The organism is Fredinandcohnia quinoae, assembly GCF_022427965.1.
GTDB lineage: Bacteria > Bacillota > Bacilli > Bacillales > Bacillaceae_L > Ferdinandcohnia > Ferdinandcohnia quinoae.
Window position 1 is genome coordinate 134663 of the sequence record NZ_JAKTTI010000001.1, and the last position, 23270, is coordinate 157932.

Annotated in this window: 22 protein-coding genes; 2 read left to right on the plus strand and 20 right to left on the minus strand. The window is 35.5% G+C overall.

Translation table 11 applies throughout. The features are described 5' to 3' along the window. Positions 1-53: 53 nt before the first annotated feature. The gene (locus MJG50_RS00675) at positions 54-1733 is read right to left on the minus strand and encodes a DAK2 domain-containing protein (protein WP_240251855.1); all 1680 of its coding nucleotides are present in this window, start codon (positions 1731-1733) and stop codon (positions 54-56) included. A 16-nt stretch (positions 1734-1749) separates the two neighbouring features. After that, positions 1750-2112 (minus strand): Asp23/Gls24 family envelope stress response protein, encoded by a 363-nt coding sequence (locus MJG50_RS00680; RefSeq protein ID WP_240251857.1) that lies wholly within the window; start codon positions 2110-2112, stop codon positions 1750-1752. Positions 2113-2382: 270 nt separating this feature from the next. Between MJG50_RS00680 and rpmB the strand changes: the two genes are divergently transcribed. After that, the gene (rpmB, locus tag MJG50_RS00685; protein ID WP_240251859.1) at positions 2383-2571 is read left to right on the plus strand and encodes a 50S ribosomal protein L28; all 189 of its coding nucleotides are present in this window, start codon (positions 2383-2385) and stop codon (positions 2569-2571) included. A gap of 60 nt (positions 2572-2631) precedes the next feature. Here the strand turns inward: rpmB and spoVM are convergent, their stop codons facing one another. From spoVM to MJG50_RS00765, 16 genes are all read right to left on the minus strand, one after another. Further along, complete coding sequence (gene spoVM / locus MJG50_RS00690; RefSeq protein ID WP_010282530.1) at positions 2632-2712, minus strand: stage V sporulation protein SpoVM; 81 nt, start codon at positions 2710-2712, stop codon at positions 2632-2634. A 260-nt stretch (positions 2713-2972) separates the two neighbouring features. Further along, the gene (gene rpe / locus MJG50_RS00695; protein ID WP_240251861.1) at positions 2973-3626 is read right to left on the minus strand and encodes a ribulose-phosphate 3-epimerase; all 654 of its coding nucleotides are present in this window, start codon (positions 3624-3626) and stop codon (positions 2973-2975) included. 4 nt (positions 3627-3630) lie between these two features. Continuing rightward, on the minus strand, positions 3631-4515 hold the full coding sequence (gene rsgA / locus MJG50_RS00700; protein WP_240251863.1) for a ribosome small subunit-dependent GTPase A: 885 nt from the start codon (positions 4513-4515) through the stop codon (positions 3631-3633). 87 nt (positions 4516-4602) lie between these two features. Further along, positions 4603-6552: a Stk1 family PASTA domain-containing Ser/Thr kinase gene (gene pknB / locus MJG50_RS00705; RefSeq protein WP_240251865.1), complete on the minus strand. Its 1950-nt coding sequence runs from the start codon at positions 6550-6552 to the stop codon at positions 4603-4605. Between the two features lie 5 nt (positions 6553-6557). Beyond that, entirely contained in the window at positions 6558-7307 is a 750-nt protein-coding gene (locus MJG50_RS00710; protein ID WP_240251867.1) for a Stp1/IreP family PP2C-type Ser/Thr phosphatase, read from the minus strand. Positions 7308-7312: 5 nt separating this feature from the next. Next, positions 7313-8383 carry a dual-specificity RNA methyltransferase RlmN gene (gene rlmN, locus MJG50_RS00715; protein WP_240252313.1) on the minus strand — a complete coding sequence of 357 codons (1071 nt, stop codon included), beginning with the start codon at positions 8381-8383 and terminating at the stop codon, positions 7313-7315. Between the two features lie 32 nt (positions 8384-8415). After that, positions 8416-9756, minus strand: a complete 1341-nt coding sequence (rsmB, locus tag MJG50_RS00720) for a 16S rRNA (cytosine(967)-C(5))-methyltransferase RsmB (RefSeq protein ID WP_240251869.1) — start codon at positions 9754-9756, stop codon at positions 8416-8418. After that, on the minus strand, positions 9743-10699 hold the full coding sequence (fmt, locus tag MJG50_RS00725) for a methionyl-tRNA formyltransferase (RefSeq protein WP_240251871.1): 957 nt from the start codon (positions 10697-10699) through the stop codon (positions 9743-9745). Before fmt ends, rsmB begins: the two co-directional genes overlap by 14 nt. An 8-nt stretch (positions 10700-10707) precedes the next feature. Beyond that, the gene (def, locus tag MJG50_RS00730; RefSeq protein WP_240251873.1) at positions 10708-11181 is read right to left on the minus strand and encodes a peptide deformylase; all 474 of its coding nucleotides are present in this window, start codon (positions 11179-11181) and stop codon (positions 10708-10710) included. A gap of 67 nt (positions 11182-11248) precedes the next feature. Continuing rightward, positions 11249-13663, minus strand: coding sequence for a primosomal protein N' (gene priA / locus MJG50_RS00735; RefSeq protein ID WP_240251875.1), 2415 nt, complete (start codon positions 13661-13663; stop codon positions 11249-11251). Beyond that, on the minus strand, positions 13660-14871 hold the full coding sequence (gene coaBC / locus MJG50_RS00740) for a bifunctional phosphopantothenoylcysteine decarboxylase/phosphopantothenate--cysteine ligase CoaBC (protein WP_240251877.1): 1212 nt from the start codon (positions 14869-14871) through the stop codon (positions 13660-13662). The genes priA and coaBC overlap by 4 nt, the downstream gene beginning before the upstream one ends. Positions 14872-14925: 54 nt before the next feature. Then, entirely contained in the window at positions 14926-15165 is a 240-nt protein-coding gene (gene rpoZ, locus MJG50_RS00745) for a DNA-directed RNA polymerase subunit omega (RefSeq protein ID WP_240251879.1), read from the minus strand. A 1-nt stretch (position 15166) separates the two neighbouring features. Then, the gene (gene gmk, locus MJG50_RS00750; RefSeq protein WP_240251881.1) at positions 15167-15784 is read right to left on the minus strand and encodes a guanylate kinase; all 618 of its coding nucleotides are present in this window, start codon (positions 15782-15784) and stop codon (positions 15167-15169) included. A 13-nt stretch (positions 15785-15797) separates the two neighbouring features. After that, positions 15798-16061, minus strand: a complete 264-nt coding sequence (gene remA / locus MJG50_RS00755) for an extracellular matrix/biofilm regulator RemA (protein WP_240251883.1) — start codon at positions 16059-16061, stop codon at positions 15798-15800. A gap of 69 nt (positions 16062-16130) precedes the next feature. Further along, positions 16131-17006: a YicC/YloC family endoribonuclease gene (locus MJG50_RS00760; protein WP_240252314.1), complete on the minus strand. Its 876-nt coding sequence runs from the start codon at positions 17004-17006 to the stop codon at positions 16131-16133. Between the two features lie 152 nt (positions 17007-17158). Further along, positions 17159-19852 (minus strand): calcium-translocating P-type ATPase, SERCA-type, encoded by a 2694-nt coding sequence (locus MJG50_RS00765; protein WP_240252315.1) that lies wholly within the window; start codon positions 19850-19852, stop codon positions 17159-17161. Between the two features lie 136 nt (positions 19853-19988). Between MJG50_RS00765 and MJG50_RS00770 the strand changes: the two genes are divergently transcribed. Continuing rightward, a complete protein-coding gene (locus MJG50_RS00770; protein ID WP_240251885.1) occupies positions 19989-21698 on the plus strand; it encodes an Rqc2 family fibronectin-binding protein in 1710 nt (569 codons plus the stop codon). A gap of 228 nt (positions 21699-21926) precedes the next feature. Here MJG50_RS00770 and pyrE read toward each other — a convergent pair whose 3' ends face one another. Continuing rightward, the gene (gene pyrE / locus MJG50_RS00775) at positions 21927-22556 is read right to left on the minus strand and encodes an orotate phosphoribosyltransferase (RefSeq protein ID WP_240251887.1); all 630 of its coding nucleotides are present in this window, start codon (positions 22554-22556) and stop codon (positions 21927-21929) included. Then, a complete protein-coding gene (gene pyrF, locus MJG50_RS00780; RefSeq protein ID WP_240251889.1) occupies positions 22553-23269 on the minus strand; it encodes an orotidine-5'-phosphate decarboxylase in 717 nt (238 codons plus the stop codon). The genes pyrE and pyrF overlap by 4 nt, the downstream gene beginning before the upstream one ends. Position 23270 lies beyond the last annotated feature (1 nt).

Sequence of the window (23270 nt, forward strand, 5' to 3'; positions counted from 1 at the left end):
ATTCAACCGTATACGGCGAAATAGAAGGGGTTCACCCTTCTATTTCTTTACTTTTATTCAATTGAGAAAATAAATGCATATAGTGGTTGCTTTCCATCATGAACCTCAACCTCTACATCCTCATATTTTTCTTCCAGAAATGCTACTAGAGAATCGACTTCATTCTTACTAGCATCTTCTCCATATATCACAGTAATAATTTCGTCATCTTCAGCAATTAAATTTGTTAATAATTCTTTTGCTGCATGGAGTTTATCCTTATCGGTAATGACAATTTTACCATCTGCTAGTCCCATAAAATCATCTTTTTCGATATCAATACCATCAATATTTGTATCACGAACTGCATATGTGATTTGACCGGTTTTCACATGTGATAAGGAATCTTTCATTGCAGATTCAATGACCTCCAAATCACCTGCAGGATTGAATGCTAGTAATGCAGCCATCCCTTGTGGAACAGTTTTTGAAGGTACCACTATAACCTGTTCATCTACAACTGTTGCAGCTTGCTCTGCAGCCATAATAATATTTTTATTATTTGGAAGAACAATATATTTCTCAGCATTTACAGATTTTATTGCCTTCACAATATCTTCGGTGCTAGGATTCATGGTTTGTCCACCTTCGATTACAGCGTGTGCACCAATACTTTTAAAAAGCTCTGTAATTCCTGAACCCATTGCAACAGTTATTATACCATATTTCTCTTTTTCCTTGCTAAAATTTTGAGTAGGGGCCTGAAGCCCTTTATCTTCATTAAGGATTGTAGTGTGTTGCTCACGCATATTCTCGATCTTCATATTTATTAGACTTCCATAACGTTGCCCATATGTTAATACATCACCAGGTCGCTCTGAATGAATATGTACTTTTACAATATCATCATCGGAAATAACCAATAAAGAATCACCTAAATGACTTAAATCATTACGGAATTTTTCTTCTGCAAACGGATTTTTATTTGTTTTTTCATCCTCAAATTTCACCATGAATTCCGTACAATAACCAAACACAATATCTTCGGTACTCATATGACTTTGAACACTTTTATGATGTTCAGCATTTACCAATTCATTCATGGAAGGAGAAGAAATTTGCATCTCTGAAATCTTTTCACCTTTTAATTCTGCTAAGAAGCCTTCATATACGAGAAGAAGCCCTTGACCACCACTATCAACAACCCCTACCTCTTTTAAAACTGGTAATAAATCAGGCGTACGATTAAGGGATGCTTGTGCCTCTTTAACCACTTCAGTCATTAAAGCAACGAAATCTTTTTCTTTAGTTGCTACTTCAGTAGCGTGTTTCGCAGCATCCTTAGCAACAGTTAAAATAGTTCCTTCTACAGGCTTCATCACTGCCTTATATGCAGTTTCCACGCCATTTTGTAGTGCTTGGGCAAAATCAATAGTATTTATTATTTCCTTTTGTTCAATTGCTTTGGAGAAACCTCTGAAAAGCTGTGATAAAATTACTCCAGAATTGCCTCTTGCTCCCATAAGTAATCCTCTTGCTAATGAAGATCCTACCTTTCCTATGTGAACTGAAACATTGTTCTTTACTTCTTTTGCACCAGATGTCATTGATAAATTCATATTTGTTCCTGTATCTCCATCTGGAACAGGGAAAACGTTAAGTGCATCAACCATTTTGGCATTATTAGATAAATGACTAGCACCTAATATCACCATCTCTGCAAAACGTTTTCCATCTAATGTAGTAATTGACACTAAAATTTCCTCCTCTTTACGGGTTCGTTACACGAACTCCTTGCACGTAAATATTAACCGAGTCAACGACTAGTCCTGCCGTTTGGTCTAATGTATATTTCACCTTTGTTTGTACATTATGGGCAATCTCTGAAATTTTCGTTCCATAACTTACAATAATATACATATCAATATGTACCTCATCATTTTCTTGACGGACAATAATTCCACGGGTAAAGTTTTCTTTACGTAAAAGCTCAGAAATTCCATCTTTTAATTGCTTTTTTGATGCCATCCCAACGATTCCATAACAGTCGATTGCAGCTCCTCCAGCAATTGTTGCAATTACCTCGTTAGATATATCAATTTGACCAAATTTCGTTTTTAATTCGATGGACATATCAGTTCCCCCTCTAGAAAATTGTACCTCTTGGCTATAGTCATTTTACTATAAGATAACAGTTTTTAAAAGTAATTACTGTATAATGACCGAATATGTATTATTCGGTATTATTATACATCGTTATAAATTTTCTATGTCAAGTATTTTTTCTTGAAAGCAACACGTTTTGCTATTGCATTATCACTTTAGGTATGGTAAATTATAAAAGTATTTCTATGAACATTTAAATTCATGAATGTTGTTATTGTAAGTAAGGAGGGAAATAGAATGGCACGTAAATGTGTAATCACTGGAAGAAAAACAACTACTGGTAACGCTCGTTCTCATGCGATGAATGCAAATAGACGCACATGGGGAGCTAACCTTCAAAAAGTACGTATATTAGTTGATGGTAAACCAAAACGCGTCTATGTTTCAGCAAGAGCTCTTAAATCTGGTAAAGTTGAGCGTGTATAATAAATTAAATTGAAACTGGATTCCATTAAAAAAAGCACCTATCTGACGGTGCTTTTTTTATTATCCCTTTTTAAATGATCCTAACATTGCACGGACGATACCGCCCAAGAACTTTGGTAATTTAATCGTATAGAATTTCATACTTTCCCTCCTCAAATGCAATATCCACGTACCTTGTAAATAAAATCATTTCTATATCATAATATTCAGGTAAGAAAAAATTGTACCATCGCATATAAAATAATTATGGATAAAGAAAATTTCTATTTACCATCATTAATATGCCATTTTTCATGAAAAAAGTACTTTTATATAAGTTCATTTACTTAAACATAGTATGGAAGGTTGTTTATTATGACAATTAAAAAATAAAAAAGAACAGCCTGCACTGTTCCATAAAATCACTTACTGCATCCTCGTATAAGTGATATAGCTTTTTTTCGATCTGTTTGATTATATACTGCTGAACCCGCTACTAAAACATTCGCTCCAGCTGATATACATAATTTAGCCGTTTCTTCATTAACACCACCATCGACCTCAATCTCAATGGATAAATTCCTCTCTTTTACCAGCCCTGAAATTTCTTGAATTTTTGGAAGAACAGATTTGATAAATGCTTGTCCTCCAAACCCTGGATTCACTGTCATCAATAACACAAGGTCGATATCATCAATAATATGTAAGATTGATTGTAGTGAAGTAGCTGGATTCAATACAACCCCAGCTTTTACACCAAATGACTTAATTAATTGAATTGTTCGATGAAGATGAGGACACGCCTCAACATGAACAGAGATATAGTCTGCACCAGCCTTTGCAAATGCAGGAATATATTGATCTGGATTTTCTATCATCAAATGAACATCTAATGGTAGAGATGTTATCGGGCGAACCGCTTCAACAATAAGGGGACCAATTGTAATATTTGGAACAAAATGACCATCCATAACATCAATATGAATATAATCTGCTCCACCATTTTCTACATCGATGATCTCCTCAGCAAGTTTTGAAAAATTTGCTGAAAGAATAGAGGGTGCTATTTTAATCATTCCATTAGTACCTCGGCTTTCTATCTTTAATTTCTTCAAAAAAACTTTGATAATGATTATAACGAAATTGTTCGATTTCTTTAGTGCTAAGCGCTTCTATGACTGCACATTTTGGTTCAGAGGTGTGAGTGCATCCCCTAAACTTGCATTTTGCCCCTATTCGATAAATCTCCGGGAAGCAATAAGACAATTCACCAGCCTCTATATTTAAAAACTCAAGTGAACTAAATCCTGGTGTATCGGCAACATAGCCTTCACCTATTTGAATTAGCTCTACATGTCTTGTCGTATGTTTTCCCCTTCCTAAAGATGTTGAAATATCATCTGTCTTCAAATCTAAGTCTGGACGCAAAACATTTAACAATGAAGATTTTCCAACCCCTGATTGACCTGCAATTACAGAAATCTGGTTATTCAAATGGGGTTGTAAGTTATATAGGCTATCCTTTTCCTTTGTAGAGGATAAAATGACCTCGTATCCAATTTTTCTATAAATAGAAGCATAATTTTGTATAGCATGCATTTCTTCACTTGTTGTTAAATCAGTTTTACTTATACAAATAATTGGTTTAATTTCACTTGATTCAACTAAAACAAGGAAGCGATCTAATAATAATGTACTAAATTCGGGTTCAACAGCAGAAAAAACGAGAACTGCCTGATCAACATTGGCAATCGGGGGGCGAATTAATTCATTATGCCTTTCAATAACTTCCAAAATATACCCTTCGGTTTCATTTTCAGCTTGATAAACGACATTATCACCAACCAAAGGAGTAATCTTATTTTTTCGAAATACTCCTCTTCCTCGACACTGTGTAATTGTACCATCATCACTTAGAACATAATAAAAACCGCTTAACGCCTTAATAATTTTGCCTTCAGGCATAGTTTCACTCCTTGTTTGTTTTATCAATAATACAAAGAAAACAATTAGTGGAGATTTTTAATCTCCACTACAGCTTTAAATGTTCTCTTATTGAGAATATTGAATAACTTCTTCCTGATCTAGTCTCCCATCAATTAATACCATATATTGCGCAACCCCATCTGGATTGATTTCAAACTGTAACGTAATGGTTGTTGTGCTTGCAATATCAAATTCTTCCGCTACCTCTAGTGTCGGATGTCCGGCATCTTGTATCTTAATTTGTACTTTCTGAGTCGTACCTTCTTCTCCACTATATGGTATGGTGATTTTTCTTTCTACTTTCTTTGGCTCTTTTGGTTCTTTGCCTTTTGACATGATTACCTTTACACTGGCGCCCTTCTGCATTTCCGTTCCCTGTGCAGGTGATTGACTAATAACTAATCCAGCTTCAACGCTATCATCGTACACTTGTTCTGTATAATCAATATTTAATCCGACTTCCTTAGCATAGTCATTAATTCCTTTTACATTATAACCCTTTAAATCTCTTAATTTTATCGTTTCTGGTCCTTTACTTACTTTGAAGATAACCTCGGTTTCCTCAGGAACAACCTCCTCACCCTCTTTTATTGATTGCTCTAGGATGGTACCGTACGAGCTTTCATCATGTACCCATTCTTCATGTACATTTAAATATTGATCTAACCTATCTTTTACATCATCTATATTTTCATCTACATAATTCTCGAACTTCTCTTTCTTCTTACCAGTACTTTCGTATATCGTAATTACGGCTTTTTCTTTCGTCTCAGTGCCTGCCTTCGGATTTGTACGAATGACATATCCTTCTGGTACCTCATCATCAACTTTTTTAATTACTTCACCTATTTCAAAGCCCTCTTCACGAAGGATTTTCACAGCTTCATCATATTCTTTATTTTCTACATTTGGTACAGTTACATCCTCAGGAAGAAATAAAGAAGGGATGATTGTAACAGCAGAAATCCCTGCTGCAATAATTAAAAAGAAAATGACTGCTAAAGTAATTAATACTTTACTTTTCTTTTTTTTCGGCTTTTTGCTATCAGCATCCATATTGTTTGCTTTTTTGGGTGAATCTCTTACAATTGTGTCATTTGTTTTTAGTAGATGATCATCATCTTTAATAATTGGAATTGCCTTTGTAATTTGATCATCCGTTGAAGGGATCACAAACTTTTTTTCATTTATACGGTCTGGATATAATGCTGTATGTAAATCTGCTTCCATCTCATCTGCAGAATCATAACGATAAAATGGATCTTTCGCAGTTGATTTTAAAATGATATTTTCTACGCTTTGCGGTATTGTAGAATTCCATCTTCTTGGCGAGGGTGTTTCAGATTGTAAATGCTTTAAGGCAATCGATACTGCGGACTCACCCTCAAAGGGAACTCTCCCCGTTAAAAGCTCAAACATAACGATACCCAACGAATAAATATCTGATTTTCTGGTAGACATTCCACCTCTTGCTTGTTCAGGAGATAAATAATGAACAGAACCTAAGACAGAATTTGTTTGCGTGATTGTTGTCGAGCTAAGTGCTACTGCGATTCCGAAATCCGTTACTTTAACCGTTCCATTACGGTCGATTAGAATATTTTGCGGTTTTATATCCCGATGAACAATTTGATTATGATGAGCATGTGATATTGCAGAAGCAAGTTGTTCCATAATATTTAATGCTTCTCTTGGATGTAATGGTGCATGCCTCTGAATATACTGCTTTAACGTTTGACCATCAACATATTCCATTACAATATAGTAAATATCATCCTCTTCACCCACATCATAAATACTTACGATATTTGGATGGGCAAGACTTGTTGCAGAATGCGCTTCCCTACGGAAGCGTTTAATGAATTCTTCATCATTTGAGAAGTCTAAGCGAAGAACTTTTATGGCTACATCTCGTTCTAAGATAATATCTCTTGCAAGATATACATTAGCCATTCCTCCTCCGCCAATTACTTCAATTATTTTATATCGTCCACTTAATCGTCTACCGATGAGCATACCCTCTACTCACCTTCACTTTCAGATGAAAAATCAATAATAATTAATGTAATATTATCTTCGCCACCATAATCATTCGCTAATTGTATTAGATGTTCTCCCTTTTGTTCGATACTTAGATTATTTTCAAGAATAGTTATCATCTCGTTATCTGAAACTTTATTAGAAAGACCATCTGAACAAATAAGGAGGTAATCTCCTTCTTCTAGAATGAGTGTTTTAAGATCCATGTTAACACTCGGTTCTGTACCAAGTGCACGGATAACTACATTTTTTCTTGGATGATGTTCAGCATCTTCTCTTGAAATATGACCTGAACGAACAAGTTCGTTAACAAGTGAGTGGTCCTCTGTTATTTGCTTAAAACCGCTCATATTTAATACATAACAACGACTATCGCCAATATGTGCTAGCGATGAAAATTGGGGAGTACATATAGCAGCAATAACCGTAGTACCCATCCCTTTGCATTCAACATTTTCCTGTGAATGATTGTACAAGTTTTCATTCACCTGTGTGATATGATTTTCTAACCATTGCTCTGCTGCTTCTGAAGTATCAATACGATCTGTCTCTTCCCAAAATTTTTGTAGTAAGGAGGTGGTCATACTACTAGCTACATCACCAGCAGCATGACCTCCCATTCCATCTGCTACAGTAGCTAGCATTTGACCTGATTTGTTATAAAACACACCACAACTATCTTCGTTCAACCGTCTTACTTTTCCCCGATTTGTTAAATAAATTGAATTCATTCGTTTCACCTCGTCTCTTCTTTACGCTCCTTCGCACGTAACTGACCACAGGCAGCATCAATATCATGACCTTGTTCACGACGAATTGTTACGTTAACACCATGTTTCTTTAATGTCTTTTCAAATTCAAAAATTTGTTCACGTGGTGTTCGAACATAGTCACGTTCAGGAACATAGTTAACAGGTATTAAATTAATATGGCACTTAATTCCTTTTACGAGCTTTGCCAACTCCTCAGCATGTTCAACTTGGTCATTGACCCCACCAAAAAGACCATATTCAAAGCTTATTCTTCTACCTGTCTTTTCAACATAATACCGAACTGCCTTCATTAATTCCGGCAACTTGTACGCCCGATTGATTGGCATTAATTTACTTCTGATCTCTGTGTTAGGAGCATGTAAAGAAATTGCAAAATTAATTTGTAATTCTTCATCTGCAAATTGGTATATTTTTGGAATAATTCCACTTGTCGATACCGTAATATGTCTTGCACCGATGTTTAAAGCCTTGTCGTGATTAATAATTTTTAAGAACCCAAGCATTTGGTCATAATTATCAAAAGGCTCCCCTATTCCCATTATTACTACATGACTAACTCGTTCATCAACCTCATCGAGAGCTTTTTGTACTTTAACCACTTGCGCAACAATTTCACCTGCTTCAAGATTCCTTTTCAAACCACCTAATGTTGAAGCACAAAACGTACATCCAATTCGGCAACCCACTTGGGTTGTTACACATATTGAATTTCCATATTGATGTCTCATTAGTACTGTTTCAATCGAATAACCGTCATGTAGTTCAAATAGAAATTTCATCGTACCATCTGCTGATGTTTGTTGTATAAGTGTTTTAAGAGTTGTAATCGTGAAATTCTCAGATAGTTTTGTTCGTAATGTGTTTGATAGATTTGTCATTTCAGCAAATGAAGTCACACGCTTTGTATATAACCATTCAAAAATCTGCAAACCACGAAACTTCTTTTCACCATTTTCAACCAGCCATTTTTCTAATTCTTCTATTTGAAAAGAATATATCGAAGGTCTCACTTGCTCTTTTACTGTTGTTTTAATCGCTCTTGTTGTTTGTACATCTTCCAATTAAATCACACCTGCTTTCTTAATCTTGCAATATAAAACCCATCTGTACCAAAATAATGTGGTAATAACTGAACCTGTCCATTTTTCACGTAAGATTCCATCTTTTTTGGTAAACATGCAGCTAATTCATTATCTAATTCAAATTCACTATTATTACGTAAAAATTCGGTAATTACACCTTGATTTTCCTCATAACCAATCGTACATGTGCTATACACTAGTATACCATCTTTTTTTAAGAGGGTGGCAACTTCAGATAGAATTTCAAGCTGGATTGATGCCAATTTTTTACTATCGATTTCCTGCTTTGAATACTTAATATCTGGTTTCCTTCTAATTACACCATAACCAGAGCATGGTGCATCGACGAGGATTTTATCAAAGGAAGCGTCTTGATAAAACTTTCTAATTTGTCTACTATCAAGTGCTCTCGTATTAACATTATTCAATTTAAGTCGAGAAACTTGATCATTGATAAGTTTCGTTTTATGTTCATGTAGGTCAAGAGATAGTACAGAACCAGTATTCTGTAATAATTCAGCAATATGCGTTGTCTTGCCCCCAGGGGCAGCACAACTATCGAGGACATCGTCTCCTTTTTTTATTCCGAGAGCTCTTGCAACAAGCATAGAACTTTCATCCTGGATTGTAAAATAACCATCAGCGAATGCTTTTGTATGGGCCAGATTACCTTTTATAGCTTTAATGGAATCATCAGACAGATCTCCTCTTACAGCCTCTATACCTTCTCCTTCGAGTAATTGAAGAACATTCTCTACTGATGATATATTTGAGTTTATTCGGGCTGTTTGTTCAGGCGGAGTAATATTGACTTCACACATTTTCTTTGTTTCATCAAATCCAAACTGATTGACCCAATTTGTTACAAGCCATAATGGATGACTTGTTTCAATTGAAAGTCGTTTAAGCGGATCTGAAATTTGTTCGATTGAAGGAACACCTTCACGCTGAATCGATCTCAATACACCGTTAACAAATGAAGAAATTCCTTTATGACCACGTTTTTTAGCAATTTCAACAGCTTCAAAGAAAATCGCTCGTTCTGGAACTCGATCCAAATAAATAATTTGATATAAGGACAATCTGAGTAAATTTTGAACCCATATATCTATTTTTTTATTTTTCAAGAAAGGTGTTAGAAAATAGTCAATGGTATCTCTTCGTTGAAGTGTACCATAAACAATTTCTGTTAGTAAGCCAATATCTTTTCCATTTATTTCACGCTTGTTGATTATTTTAGTTAATAGTAAATTACTATATGCTTGATTTTTTTCAATCATTAGTAGGATTTCAAGTGCTGCATCTCTTACATTATTTCGTTTCATTCGTATCCCCTAACATAGTCCCGATTGTAAGATTCGTTCCCCGTAAAAATTGCTCTGCACTCATTCTTTTCTTACCAGCTGGTTGTATTTGCGTAATTTTTATTGAAATATCATTACCCGTTGACACAACAAAACCATCATTTTCGATAGCAATAACCGTCCCTGGCATGTTTGAATTCGTAGTATTACGAAGCTTCTCACCCCACCAAATTTTCACAATCTCACCATTTAGAATGGTATAAGCAACTGGCCAAGGATGAAGACCACGTATATGATTGTAGATATCTTCACCAATCATCGACCAGTTTATTTTTTCTTGTTCTCTTTTTATGTTAGCAGCAAATGTTGCTTTTGTGTCGTCCTGTTTAATCGGTGTAATTTTACCAGCTAAAAGTAATGGAATCGTTTCTGATAATAGTTTGGACCCTGCAACACTTAATTTATCGTGCAAGCTGCCAACGTGATCATGCTCTAAAATCGGAATTTCAACTTGTGTTAATATATCCCCAGCATCTAGTTTTTCCACCATATACATGATGGTTACTCCTGTCTTTTCTTTTCCTTGTAATATGGAATAATGAATCGGTGCACCACCCCGCAGCTCCGGTAGCAGTGATGCGTGAACATTAACACAACCATACTTTGGTGTTTCTAATATTTCCTTAGGAAGGATTTGACCAAAAGCTGCTGTAATTATTAAATCTGGATTAAGAGCCAGAACTTTTTCCACTTCTTCTTTCTCCTTGATTTTAGTAGGTTGAAGAACTGGAATATTATGTTTTAATGCTGCAACTTTCACTGGTGGTGGAGTTAATACCCTCTTCCTTCCTACAGGTCGATCAGGTTGAGTGACAACTCCAACAACTTCATAGTTTTCTTCAATTAATTGTTCTAAAACTGGAACTGAAAAATCTGGTGTTCCCATAAAAAGTATTCGAATCATGATAGTACCTACCCTTCTATTTCTCCTTCTTCATAATAGCGATTTACCTTAGTGGTAAATAATACTCCATGCAAATGGTCAATTTCATGTTGTATGGCACGCGCTAAAAATCCTCTTGCTTCTATTATATAAGTTTTACCACGTCTATTTTGAGCACGTACCTTCACATAGTCAGATCTTGTAACTTCACCAAAAAGGCCCGGAAAACTTAGGCAGCCTTCTGGACCAACTTGTTCACCATGCTCTTCAAGTATGACTGGATTTATTAGCTCTAGTAAACCGTTCTCATCCTCCACATCGACGATTGCAATTTGTTTTGCAATTCCAATTTGCGGAGCAGCCAATCCAACACCATCTTCTGCCAACATGGTATCATACATATCATTAATCAATTTTGTCAATTTACGATCAAAATTTGTTACTTTTTCACATTCCATTTCAAGAATATCGTCTGGGTGTTTAATAATCTGTAATAAAGCCAATCTAGTTCCTCCAAAACTTATACATTTTAACTAGTTTTCACAATTATAACTTTGTTTAAACCATTGTTCACATCATTATATAAGGATTTAAATCAATTGATAGTGAAAGAGAATGTTGGGCAATCTCTTTTTGGTATCGGTCCAATATTCCCTTTAATAGTTTATTCAGGTTTTGTTCACTTTTGTATTTTATCATGCACTGATACCGATATCTATCATTAATCCTAGGGATAGGTGAAGCAACAGGGCCAAGGATAATCGTCTTGTTCGATAAAGACTTTCGCAAATATGTTGTAATTTTTTCAGCAACATCGATCGTTCTCGTTAGTTCTGGATGCGATACTGTTATTAATGCTAAATAATAAAATGGTGGGTAAGCATGTAACTTACGTATCATCATTTCATTCTGATAAAAACCATCATAATCGTGATGACTGGCAAGGGTAATACTATAATGTTCTGGAGTATACGTCTGTATAACAACTTCACCTAATAATTCATGTCGTCCCGCTCTACCACTTACCTGCGTAAGTAGTTGAAAGGTTTTTTCTGAAGAACGAAAGTCAGGTAAATGAAGCATCGTATCTGCTGTTAATACACCAACAAGTGTAACATTTGGGAAATCAAGGCCCTTTGCTATCATTTGAGTCCCAAGAAGTATATCTGCACGTCCTTCCCCAAATTCACGGAGTAATTTTTCATGGGCTCCTTTTCTACTTGTCGTGTCAACATCCATCCGAATAACTCTAGCTTGCGGAATCATTTTTGCTAGTTCTTCTTCTACTTTTTGTGTACCCGTACCAAAAAAGCGAATATGTTCACTATTACATTCTGGACAAACATGCGGCATTTGAGTTTCATAGGCACAATAATGACATTTCAATTGATGGCTTGACTTATGATAGGTTAATGAAATATCACAATGCGGACAATTCATGACATAGCCACAGTCCCGACACATTACAAATGAGGAATGACCTCGACGATTAAGAAATAACACGGATTGTTCATTTTTTTCGAGACGATCTAATAATTTTGCATATAACGCTTCAGAAAACATCGATCTGTTACCGTTTCTTAATTCTTCTCTCATATCAATAATTTCTACTGTTGGTAACGGTCGATTATTCACCCTTTCCTTAAGTGTTACAAGCTCGTACACATTCTTAGATGCACGCGCAAATGATTCTAATGTCGGGGTTGCACTCCCTAAAACCACAGGACAATCATGTATTTCCCCACGAAAAATAGCAACATCCCTCGCATGATAACGTGGGTTATCCTCTTGTTTGTAGCTAGATTCGTGTTCTTCATCAATGATAATGATTCCAATATTTTCAAATGGAGCAAAAATGGCAGACCTTGCACCAACCACGACACTAACTTCCTTACGATGAATCTTTCGCCATTCATCATATTTTTCTCCTGCACCAAGACCACTATGAAGGACAGCTACCTGCGAACCAAACCTTCCTTTAAACCGATTAACCATTTGTGGTGTAAGTGAGATTTCAGGTACAAGAACAATTGCTTCTTTTCCTCGTTTTAAAACTTCATCAATTGCTTGCATATAGACCTCTGTTTTTCCACTACCTGTTACACCATACATTAAATACACGTTGTGGACTTCATCATCAATGGAAGCGAGTATCGGTGAAATTACCTTTTCTTGTTCATTCGTAAGTGGTAATGGTACTGTTCGTTGAAAGGTTTTATCTTTATATGGATCCCGATATACTTCGATATTTTTTTCTAGTAAAAGGCCTTTTTTTACAAGAGATTTTATCGTACTTTCAGTAGAGCCTAAAATATTTAGTAAATCCCTTATCAAAATAGGCGCATGGTTTGTTTTAAAATATTCGAGAGCTTCCTTTTGCTTAGATGCTTGTACTGGTAATGTCTTTATTACATCATCAATTTCACTACTCGAAATTGCAGGCTCAACCTGTTTCATCGTTTTTTTATTCGTTTTGTTTTTTACATGATAGACAACCTCTAGAAACCCCTTTTTAATATCCTTTTGAAAGACATGCAATAAATCCCTTTTCTCAATTTCATTCCATTGAATTGATGTTGATTCATCCATTAAGGCTTGTACAGCCGGTTCGAGTTCATCTAGTCGAGAAGTTGGTAGTAATTTTATTTCTTTATCATACTTTGCTCTCATTGCTGCTGGTAGCATCGCTTGTAAAGCAGAAATCATAAAACAAAGAGTCTTCTCAGTTAACCAATATCCGATTTGTAATAATTCTTCATTTAAAACAGGAGTTAAATCCAATAGTGAATGAATTTCCTTGAGTCTTTCAACCTCTGGCTCATTTTTAAGTTTAATTACAAATCCCTGAACCTTTCTCGGACCAAATGGAACAGCAACACGCATTCCTGGCTGGATTATTTCCTTCCACTTTTCTGGTATTAAATAGTCAAATGTTCGATCAGTTTGCATTGCTGGAACATCAACAATAACACTTGCTACTCTCATTTATTTTCTCCAAATGGTAGTAGTTTTTCAATTTCAAGAAGGATTGCTCTTGCTACTTCAATTTTCGACATAAGTGGCAATTGAATCCTTTGATTATCTTTTTTAAAAATTGTACAGATATTTGTATCAGTACCAAATCCTGCACCTTCTTCAGAAACATTATTCGCAATAATCATATCTAAATTTTTGGATTGCAGTTTCTTTTTGGCATATTCTTCAATTTGTTCTGTTTCTGCAGCAAATCCAACTAATAATTGATGTTTTTTCTGTTCACCTAATGTTTTTAAAATATCTGTTGTTCGTTCTAGCTCGAAAACCAAGTTACCGGTTTGTTTTTTCATTTTTTCATTGAAGGTTATTATTGGTCGATAATCTGCAACCGCAGCAGTTTTAATTACAATGTCACTCTCTTGATAATGTGCCATTACTTGCTCGAACATTTCTTTGGCAGATTCCACTTGGATAATTTTCTTTACATTAGACGGAATTAATTGAGAAGTTGGACCTGTAATAAGTATTACCTCTGCTCCAGCGTTACTTGCTGACTCAGCTAATGCATATCCCATTTTGCCAGTAGAACGATTCGAGAAAAAGCGCACTGGATCAATTTTCTCCCTCGTTGGTCCTGCTGTTATCAACACTTTTTTATTTGCTAAAAGGCTAGGTTTTATAAAAAAGGAATTCAGCAAATCAACTATTTTTTCTGGTTCTTCAAGTCTTCCTTTGCCAACGTATCCACAAGCCAAATAACCTTCTTGAGGCTCAATAAACTTGTAGCCATAGCTTGCTAGGGTTTTTATATTTTTCTTCACTGCAGGGTGGTCATACATATGTACATTCATTGCTGGAGCAATCCAAACTGGTGCAGTTGAAGCAAGTAATGTGGTCGTTATCATATTATCTGCAATACCATTTGCTAGTTTTGCAATCGTATTTGCAGTTGCCGGGGCGATCATAATGAGATCAGCCCAATCTGCTAAATCAATATGAGCGATAACTGATGGGTCCTTCTCATCAAATGTATCAAAATAAACTTCATTACGAGACAGTGCCTTAAAGGTAAGTGGGTCAACGAACTTCATAGCTGATTCACTCATTATAACTCGAACTTCAGCACCAGCCTGCGTTAACTTACTTGTTAGAGCAGCAGCCTTATAAACCGCTATACCACCTGTAACACAAAGCAATATTCTTTTACCGTTAAGCATTTCGATTAATCCCCCTTATAAAAATAACAACCTACTCGGAGGTTGTTATTTTTATCATTCTGCAGCAGTAGTAGTTGGTTTCGTATCTACTTCAACATTTTTATCAGTTGTAAAATGCAAAAGACCGGCATTGATTTCTTCTAATGCCTTTCCAACACATTTATAAGAATGTGGTTTCTCTACTTTACCATCATTTTTTTGCTGCATCACTCTTGCTCTTTTTGCGGCAACAGTTACTAAAGTATATTTTGAATCTAATATTCCCAACAATGAATCGATAGACGGATATAACATCTTAAAAATCAACCTCCAACATATTTTTATAACGTGCGGCAACACGTTCACGCTTTAAATGCTCTGCAATGACAATCGCATTAATTCTCTCGCATGCAAGATCTACTTGATCATTTTCTACAACATAATCATAGGCATCCATCATTTCAATTTCTTCTTTCGCAACCCTCATCCTGTTCAGAATTAAGTCATCAGATTCAGTACCTCTTGTCACAATTCTGTTTTTTAATTCTTTAAGACTAGGCGGTGCTAAAAAGATAAATAAACCTTCTGGAAAAGCATTTCGCACTTGAAGAGCACCTTGAACTTCTATTTCAAGGAACACATCTTTCCCATCCTGCAATGTTTGCTCAACGTAATCAACAGGTGTTCCATAGTAATTCCCGACATATTCAGCCCATTCAAGTAATTTATTATTCTTAATTAATACTTCAAATTCTTCTCTCGATTTGAAGAAATAATCAACACCATCTATTTCTCCTTCACGCGGTTTTCTTGTTGTCATCGAAATGGAATATTGAAATTTTGTATTAGGCTTTGAAAAAATAGCTTTCCTAACTGTTCCTTTTCCAACACCCGATGGTCCAGATAGTACGATTAACAGACCTCTTTCACTCATTAATTATTCAAACCTACCCTTCATCAGTTAGCTCATCTTTATTTGTCAATCTTTGTGCAACGGTCTCAGGTTGAACAGCTGATAAAATAATATGATCGCTATCCATGATCATGACTGCACGTGTTCTCCTACCGTAAGTAGCATCGATTAACATTCCTCGGTCACGAGCATCTTGAACGATTCTTTTAATAGGAGCAGACTCAGGGCTAACAATCGAAATTATTCGGTTAGCTGAAACAATATTACCAAAACCAATATTTATTAACTTAATGTGCATCCAAAGCTCCCCCTATATCACACTCTATTTTTACCGTGAAAACAATAACATAATCACGTACGACAAAAGTTATTCGATATTTTGCACCTGTTCCTTAATTTTTTCGAGTAAACTTTTCATTTCGACAACATGTTTGGCAATTTTGCTATCATTCGCCTTTGAACCGATTGTATTTATTTCACGGTTCATTTCTTGGATAATAAAATCAAGCTTTCTGCCAATAGAATCATTCGTATATGTAGCTTCTTTAAATTGACTGATATGACTATGTAGTCGTGTTAGCTCTTCGGAAACATCTGCTTTCTCAGCAAAGATGGCAACCTCAGTTAATATACGATTATCATCAATTTCACCATTTATGTACTCGTTAATTCTTTTTGCTAACCGTTCTTGATATTGGTTAACAACATGGGGAGCATACTGATAGACTGCATTCACATTATTTTCAATTTGGTTCAGATAATTATTTATTTCCTCTAATAGCTTTTTGCCTTCAACTTCTCGCATCATTTTCAATTCTTCAACCGCGACTTGAATTACTTCAATAACGATGAGTTCAAGTTCGTTATTTTCTAATTCTACATCATCTATTGAGAGAATATCATCTAGAGATAATAATTGCTGAGTAGTTATCATATCAGTAAGATTATATTTCTCTTGAATATCCTTAATGGAATGATAAAGATGATCCATTAGCTCCCAATCAATATTGAGTGACTTCTTTACAAGCCCTTCTCCTTCAATTGTCAAAAAAACCTCCACACGCCCTCTTTTCACGTGTTCCATGATGGCTTTTTTTATTTTATCCTCTATAACTAGTAATTGTCTAGGCATTCTTATATTGATTTCGCAAAAACGATGATTTATAGACTTAATCTCTGCAGTTACGGAATAGCTTTCCATTTCCTTCCGTGCCTGACCGAAGCCTGTCATACTTAAAATCATTTTCATCACGTCCATTTCACTTTAACACCATATAAAAAACTAATATTATTTTATCATTGTTTGGTCAAATAAAAAAGGTAACAGAGAATCTCCATTACCTAAAAAAGTATAGCATAGTTTTGTTGATAATTACTAAAATTAAGAACTTCTTTTTACAACATTCTAGGTTTTGAGCGAGATCGCGTTAATAATGAACCAGCCAATAGGAATGTTGGAACTGCAGATAAACCAATAATTAGTAACCAGTCTCTAGCTTCGATAGCTGTTGTATGGAATATTGGTTGTAAAGGTGGATAATAAATTACGATAAGCATTAATACGATTGATGAAATAACTGCCCAAACTAGGTACATATTTTGGAAAGGGTTGCGATGAAAAATAGATCGTTCGCTTCGACAGTCAAAAACATGAATAAGCTGTGCTAAAACCAGTGTTGCAAATGCAATTGTTTGTGCGTATCCTAAATTACTTGGATCTCTACCATATACAATCATAAATGCTGCTAATGTTACAATCCCAATTAGAAATCCTCGACTAACTACCTTCCACCCTAACTTTCTAGCAAATACACCTTCATTAGGGTGTCTTGGCCCCCTTTTCATGACATTATCTTCAGCTTGGTCGAGACCAAGTGCCATTGCTGGAAGACCATCAGTTACAAGGTTCACCCAAAGAATTTGAATAGGTACAAGTGGCAGTGGCAAAGCTAACAACATTGCAAATAACATCACTAGTATTTCTCCAACATTCGAAGCTAATAAATATCGGATAAATTTTCTAATATTTTCATAGATATTTCTACCTTCATTTATCGCTGCTTTTATTGTTGCAAAATTATCATCTAATAAGACGAGTGAAGATGCTTCCTTGGCAACATCTGTGCCAGTTATTCCCATCGCAATTCCGATATCTGCTGCTTTAATTGCTGGTGCATCATTAACACCATCACCAGTCATTGCGACAATATGTCCTTTTCTTTGAAGAGCTTTAACAATTTTTAGCTTATGCTCTGGCGATACTCTAGCAAAAACATACACATCCTCAACAATTTCCTCTAAATCCTCAACTTCCATCTTTGACAACGCATTTCCATCTAGAACTTTTCCTCCAGATGGTAAAATACCAAGCTGTGCTGCAATTGCCTTCGCTGTAATGAGATGATCACCTGTTATCATAATTGTTTTAATTCCAGCATCCTTACATTCTTGTACTGCTGCTTTAACTTCTGGTCTTGGTGGATCGATCATCCCTTGAATTCCGATAAAAACTAAATCCCTTTCAGCTTCTAGCTCATTCATTATTTTTTGATTTGGACGGATTGGTTTAAATGCCACTGCAATTGTCCTAAGGGCATCTGACGCAAGCTCCTCAATTGCATTCTTAACATAATTTCCATATTCCTCGGTTAAATGCTGCTGCTTATTCTCCCATAAAATTGATTCACTAACATTTAATAAAACATCAGGAGCACCCTTCGTAATTACGAATTGATTTCCTGAATGATCTTTTACAATAACACTCATCATTTTCCGAGCAGAGTCAAAGGGAAATTCTTCGATAATCTCAAATTGGTTCAATAATAAATCCCTTTGTAGCCCAGCCTTCATTCCTGCAACTATCAATGCTCCTTCTGTAGGATCACCATCAATGATATATTCATCTTTTTTTTCCTTTAAACTAGCATTATTACATAAAACTCCAAATGTCAATAATTGTTGCAGTGTCTTTATATTAGGAACTTCTACTTCTTTTTCACCAGCGAAAAAACTTCCCTTCAAATCATAACCTGTCCCTGATACACTCCATGTTTTTCCACCTGACCATAGATGGGTTACGGTCATTTTATTTTGTGTAAGTGTCCCTGTTTTATCTGAACAAATAACGGAAGCACATCCTAACGTTTCAACAGCAGGAAGTCTTCTTACAATTGCATTTTTTCTAATCATCCTTTGAACACCTAATGAAAGCGCAACTGTAACAATTGCTGGCAGCCCTTCTGGAATCGCCGCAACTGCTAAGGATACACCTGCTAAGAACATTTCATACAATTCGTGCCCACGCAATATTCCAACTACAACAACTAAAAAAGTTAATACTAATGCAACTGAAATCAGTATTTTACCTAATTGTTCCAATCTCCTCTGAAGTGGTGTAATCATTGTTTCTGCAGATTGTAGTAACTCTGCAATTTGACCCATAGCAGTATTCATCCCTGTTGCTACAACAATTCCTTCACCACTTCCTCTAGTGACCATCGTACCCATAAATGCCATATTCTCTTGATCCCCAAGTGAAATATGATCATCCCTTATCGGTTCAATATGTTTTGGTACAGGAACTGATTCACCAGTAAGTGCTGATTCCTCAATTTCAAGACTCTTCACCTTTGTTAAACGAATATCGGCTCCAATTCTATCTCCACTTGAAAATTTAATAATATCTCCGACAACAAGTTCTTTTGATTGAATTCTTAACCATTGCTTATTTCGAAGTACTGTCACTTGGGGGGCTGATAACTCCTTTAACGCATGTAGAGATTTCTCAGCCTTCCGTTCCTGAAAGAATCCTAAAAATCCATTAAGTAAAACAATTGCTATAATTGCAATCGCATCTATATACTCTCCCAATAATCCAGATATTAGTGTCGCTGCAAGTAATACAACCACCATAAAATCCTTAAATTGTTCTAAAAACAGGAGTAATGCTGAAGGTCGGTCAGCTTCCTTCAATTCATTGTATCCAAATTGCTTTTGTCTCATTGTAATTTCTTTTTCTGAAAGTCCTAGAGAAAGGTTTGTATTAACCTTTTTTTCTACCTCCTCGGACCTAAGTTCATACCATTTCATGTACATACCACAACCCCTCGTGAATGAAATCTTTGCATCTCAATGAAAGCTTATTCAGACTCGTCCAAAAAAATGCTATACTTTTTTATAGAGGGAATATCCTTTTAGATGAAATATAGAAATGAGGCATAATGGAATGACCTTTGATGGAATTTTTACTCGAGCAATAACAAATGAATTTACAAATGAACTTGAAAACGGGAGAATTTCTAAGATATATCAACCATTTAAAAATGAATTATTAATTCAAATTCGTGCAAATGGTAAAAACCATAAGCTATTACTTTCAGCACACCCTAGTTATGCACGGGCTCATATTACAAATGAAAGCTACGATAATCCTAGTGAACCTCCGATGTTTTGCATGCTGTTACGTAAACATCTTGAAGGAAGTATTATTGAAAAGATCAGCCAGATTGATGTTGATCGAATTATCGTATTTGATATAAAAGGTAGAAATGAAATTGGTGATGTCTCATATAAACAATTAATAATAGAGATTATGGGTCGTCATAGTAATATCATTCTTCTAGATAAGGATAAGCAAACAATATTAGACAGTATTAAACACATCTCACCTGCTGTTAATCGTCATCGAACAATTTTACCTGGACATACTTACGTTGCTCCACCAGCACAACTGAAAAGTAATCCATTTCTTATTGATTTAGAAACATTCCTTTCAAAAATTGATTTTAATGCAGGCAAACTTGATCAGCAAATTGTTGCAAAGTTCTCAGGAATCTCTCCATTATTTGCAAAGGAGGTCGTCTATCGTACCGGAATTGCAAATCGAAAATCATTACCCATCTCATTCCTATCAATGATGGATATCGTTAAAGCGAATGAGATTTCTGCGCAAATTATAACTAAAAACGGAAAAGAGTATTTTTATATTTTGCCCCTATCCCATCTAGAAGGGAATACAAAAACATTTTCAACTATAAGTGAAATGCTTGACCGTTTTTATTTTGGCAAAGCAGAACGAGACCGCGTCAAACAACAAGGAAATGATTTGGAGCGTTTTATTTCAAATGAGAAGGCAAAAAATGAAAAGAAAATTAAGAAGCTTAAGACAACACTACAAGAGTCCGAAAAAGCAGAACGGTTCAAGTTATTTGGGGAATTATTAACTGCGAACATGTACGTAATAAAAAGAGGAGATAAAGTAGTTGAAGTTCAAAATTATTACTCACCTGATAATGAAGTAATGAAGATTGAACTCCATCCTCAAAAAACACCATCAGAAAATGCACAAAGCTATTTTCTAAAATATCAAAAGGCGAAAAAGTCTGTCGCTTTTGTAGAGAATGAAATTAGAAAAGCAGTAGAAGAAATTTCTTATTTCGATGCATTGTTGCAGCAAATTGATTCTGCAGCACCAAAGGATCTCCAAGAAATAAGAGAAGAACTAATGGAGGAAGGCTATTTACGTAGTAAATTTCAAAAAGGAAACAAGAAAAACAAGCCTACAAAGCCAATTATCGAGAAATATGAATCAAGTGATGGTACAGAGATCCTTGTCGGTAAAAATAATAAACAAAATGAGTATTTAACAAATAAATTTGCTGGTAAAGATGATATTTGGCTACATACTAAAGACATACCTGGTTCCCATGTAGTCATTCGAAGTAAAACACCTACAGAAGAAACAATTATTGAGGCAGCAACAATTGCAGCATATTTTAGTAAAGCAAAAAATTCATCTTCAGTTCCAGTTGACTTTACATTAATTCGTTATGTAAAGAAACCAAATGGCTCAAAACCAGGTTATGTAACTTATGACAATCAACAAACTGTTTATGTTACACCTGATGAAGATTTGATCTTAAAGTTAAGAAAATAAGAACAAAAGCGCAAGCGCCTTGTCCAGGCCCGACAAGCAAATGTTCTGATGCAAAAAAGTCGCACTTTGACTTTTCTTGCATCAGGTTATTTGACCTCGAGGGCCTAGGCGCTGGAGCTGAACGTAGATATACTTTATTAAAAGATATCCACATGTTTAAATTTTATAATTTCCTGATAAATAATGAAAAAGCGATATCAAGTAAAAGTTGATATCGCTTTTTTATAACTATTTTGTTACTAACCATTCTGATGGATTTTCTCTCCAACTTGATAATTTTTGAATATCATCTTCTGTTATTGTACCTTTTTCAAGTGCAACGTCAACAAGTGTTGGATAGTCAGTTAATGAAATCGCCTTTACATTTGTTGCATTTATTTTCTCGTCTGCAGCAGAAAGTCCATAAGAGAAGATTGCAACGATTCCAAGTACATCACATCCAGCTTCCTTTAAAGCTTCAACAGCTGTAATTGCACTGCCTCCGGTAGAAATTAAATCTTCAATAACAACAACCTTTTGTCCCTTTTCAACTTTACCTTCAATTTGCTTTCCTTTGCCATGTGCCTTCGCTTTACTCCGTACGTAACACATTGGTAAATCGCTTATATCACTTACCCAAGCTGCATGAGGGATTCCTGCTGTCGCTGTACCTGCAATTACTTCAGCTTCAGGAAAGTTTTCTTTTACTATTTTAGCAAGTCCTTGAGCAATGTCTTTTCGAACTTTCGGATAGGAAAGAGTTAGGCGATTATCACAATAAATCGGCGATTTTATTCCTGAAGACCATGTAAACGGATCATTCGGTTGAAGAAAAACAGCACCAATCTCTAATAAATGTTCTGCTATCTTATGTTTCATGCAATTACCCCTTCCCATAATGCCTTGATTTGTTGATATATTTGAAGCGGCTCATTTGCTCTCGTAATTGATCTTCCAACTACAATTGCTGTTGAACCTAGTTCTCTCGCTTTTTCTGGCGTGACAATTCGAGTTTGGTCGCTGCTTTCATCATTAGGAAGTCTGATTCCGGGAGTTACAGTGACGAAATCTTCTCCACATGCTTTATGGATAAAAGGCACCTCTAAGGACGAGCAAACCACTCCATCTAAACCGCTAGCACTAGCAAGTTTTGCATAATAAACTACTACCTCATCAAGTGATTGGTTAATCCAAATTTCGTTTCTCATTACTTCCTCTGAAGTACTTGTTAACTGAGTGACGCCGATACAAACAGGTCTTTTTTTCCCTGATGGTGCTCCTGCTTCAAGTCCTTCAAGTGCTGATTCCATCATCTTTGTCCCGCCTGCGGCATGTACGTTGACAATATCAACACCTAGTGAGGCAAGTCTTCTCATTGCTGATTTGACTGTGTTAGGAATGTCATGGAGCTTTAAATCTAGGAAGATCGAATGACCTTGTTCTTTTAAATATGAAATCACAGCTGGTCCTTCTTGATAAAATAGTTCCATTCCAACTTTTACGAAGATTGGCTCATCACCAAATTGTTCCAGAAATTTTTTAGTGTCTAAAAGATTTGGGAAATCCAATGCAACGATTAATTCTTTCTTCATC

What these genes read in the sequence shown, in the direction of transcription:
- MJG50_RS00765 (WP_240252315.1), bottom strand. Translation starts at nt 19,852, where the DNA reads ATGAAATGGTATGAACTTAGGTCCGAGGAGGTAGAAAAAAAGGTTAAT.
- pyrF (WP_240251889.1), bottom strand. Translation starts at nt 23,269, where the DNA reads ATGAAGAAAGAATTAATCGTTGCATTGGATTTCCCAAATCTTTTAGAC.
- priA (WP_240251875.1), bottom strand. Translation starts at nt 13,663, where the DNA reads ATGAGAGTAGCAAGTGTTATTGTTGATGTTCCAGCAATGCAAACTGAT.
- rsmB (WP_240251869.1), bottom strand. Translation starts at nt 9,756, where the DNA reads ATGAAACGAAATAATGTAAGAGATGCAGCACTTGAAATCCTACTAATG.
- spoVM (WP_010282530.1), bottom strand. Translation starts at nt 2,712, where the DNA reads ATGAAATTCTATACGATTAAATTACCAAAGTTCTTGGGCGGTATCGTC.
- rsgA (WP_240251863.1), bottom strand. Translation starts at nt 4,515, where the DNA reads ATGCCTGAAGGCAAAATTATTAAGGCGTTAAGCGGTTTTTATTATGTT.
- MJG50_RS00770 (WP_240251885.1), top strand. Translation starts at nt 19,989, where the DNA reads ATGACCTTTGATGGAATTTTTACTCGAGCAATAACAAATGAATTTACA.
- MJG50_RS00760 (WP_240252314.1), bottom strand. Translation starts at nt 17,006, where the DNA reads ATGATTTTAAGTATGACAGGCTTCGGTCAGGCACGGAAGGAAATGGAA.
- rpoZ (WP_240251879.1), bottom strand. Translation starts at nt 15,165, where the DNA reads ATGTTATATCCGTCTATCGATTCATTGTTGGGAATATTAGATTCAAAA.
- coaBC (WP_240251877.1), bottom strand. Translation starts at nt 14,871, where the DNA reads ATGCTTAACGGTAAAAGAATATTGCTTTGTGTTACAGGTGGTATAGCG.
- MJG50_RS00680 (WP_240251857.1), bottom strand. Translation starts at nt 2,112, where the DNA reads ATGTCCATCGAATTAAAAACGAAATTTGGTCAAATTGATATATCTAAC.
- remA (WP_240251883.1), bottom strand. Translation starts at nt 16,061, where the DNA reads ATGCACATTAAGTTAATAAATATTGGTTTTGGTAATATTGTTTCAGCT.
- pknB (WP_240251865.1), bottom strand. Translation starts at nt 6,552, where the DNA reads ATGCTCATCGGTAGACGATTAAGTGGACGATATAAAATAATTGAAGTA.
- fmt (WP_240251871.1), bottom strand. Translation starts at nt 10,699, where the DNA reads ATGATTCGAATACTTTTTATGGGAACACCAGATTTTTCAGTTCCAGTT.
- rpe (WP_240251861.1), bottom strand. Translation starts at nt 3,626, where the DNA reads ATGATTAAAATAGCACCCTCTATTCTTTCAGCAAATTTTTCAAAACTT.
- gmk (WP_240251881.1), bottom strand. Translation starts at nt 15,784, where the DNA reads ATGAGTGAAAGAGGTCTGTTAATCGTACTATCTGGACCATCGGGTGTT.
- MJG50_RS00710 (WP_240251867.1), bottom strand. Translation starts at nt 7,307, where the DNA reads ATGAATTCAATTTATTTAACAAATCGGGGAAAAGTAAGACGGTTGAAC.
- pyrE (WP_240251887.1), bottom strand. Translation starts at nt 22,556, where the DNA reads ATGAAACATAAGATAGCAGAACATTTATTAGAGATTGGTGCTGTTTTT.
- rpmB (WP_240251859.1), top strand. Translation starts at nt 2,383, where the DNA reads ATGGCACGTAAATGTGTAATCACTGGAAGAAAAACAACTACTGGTAAC.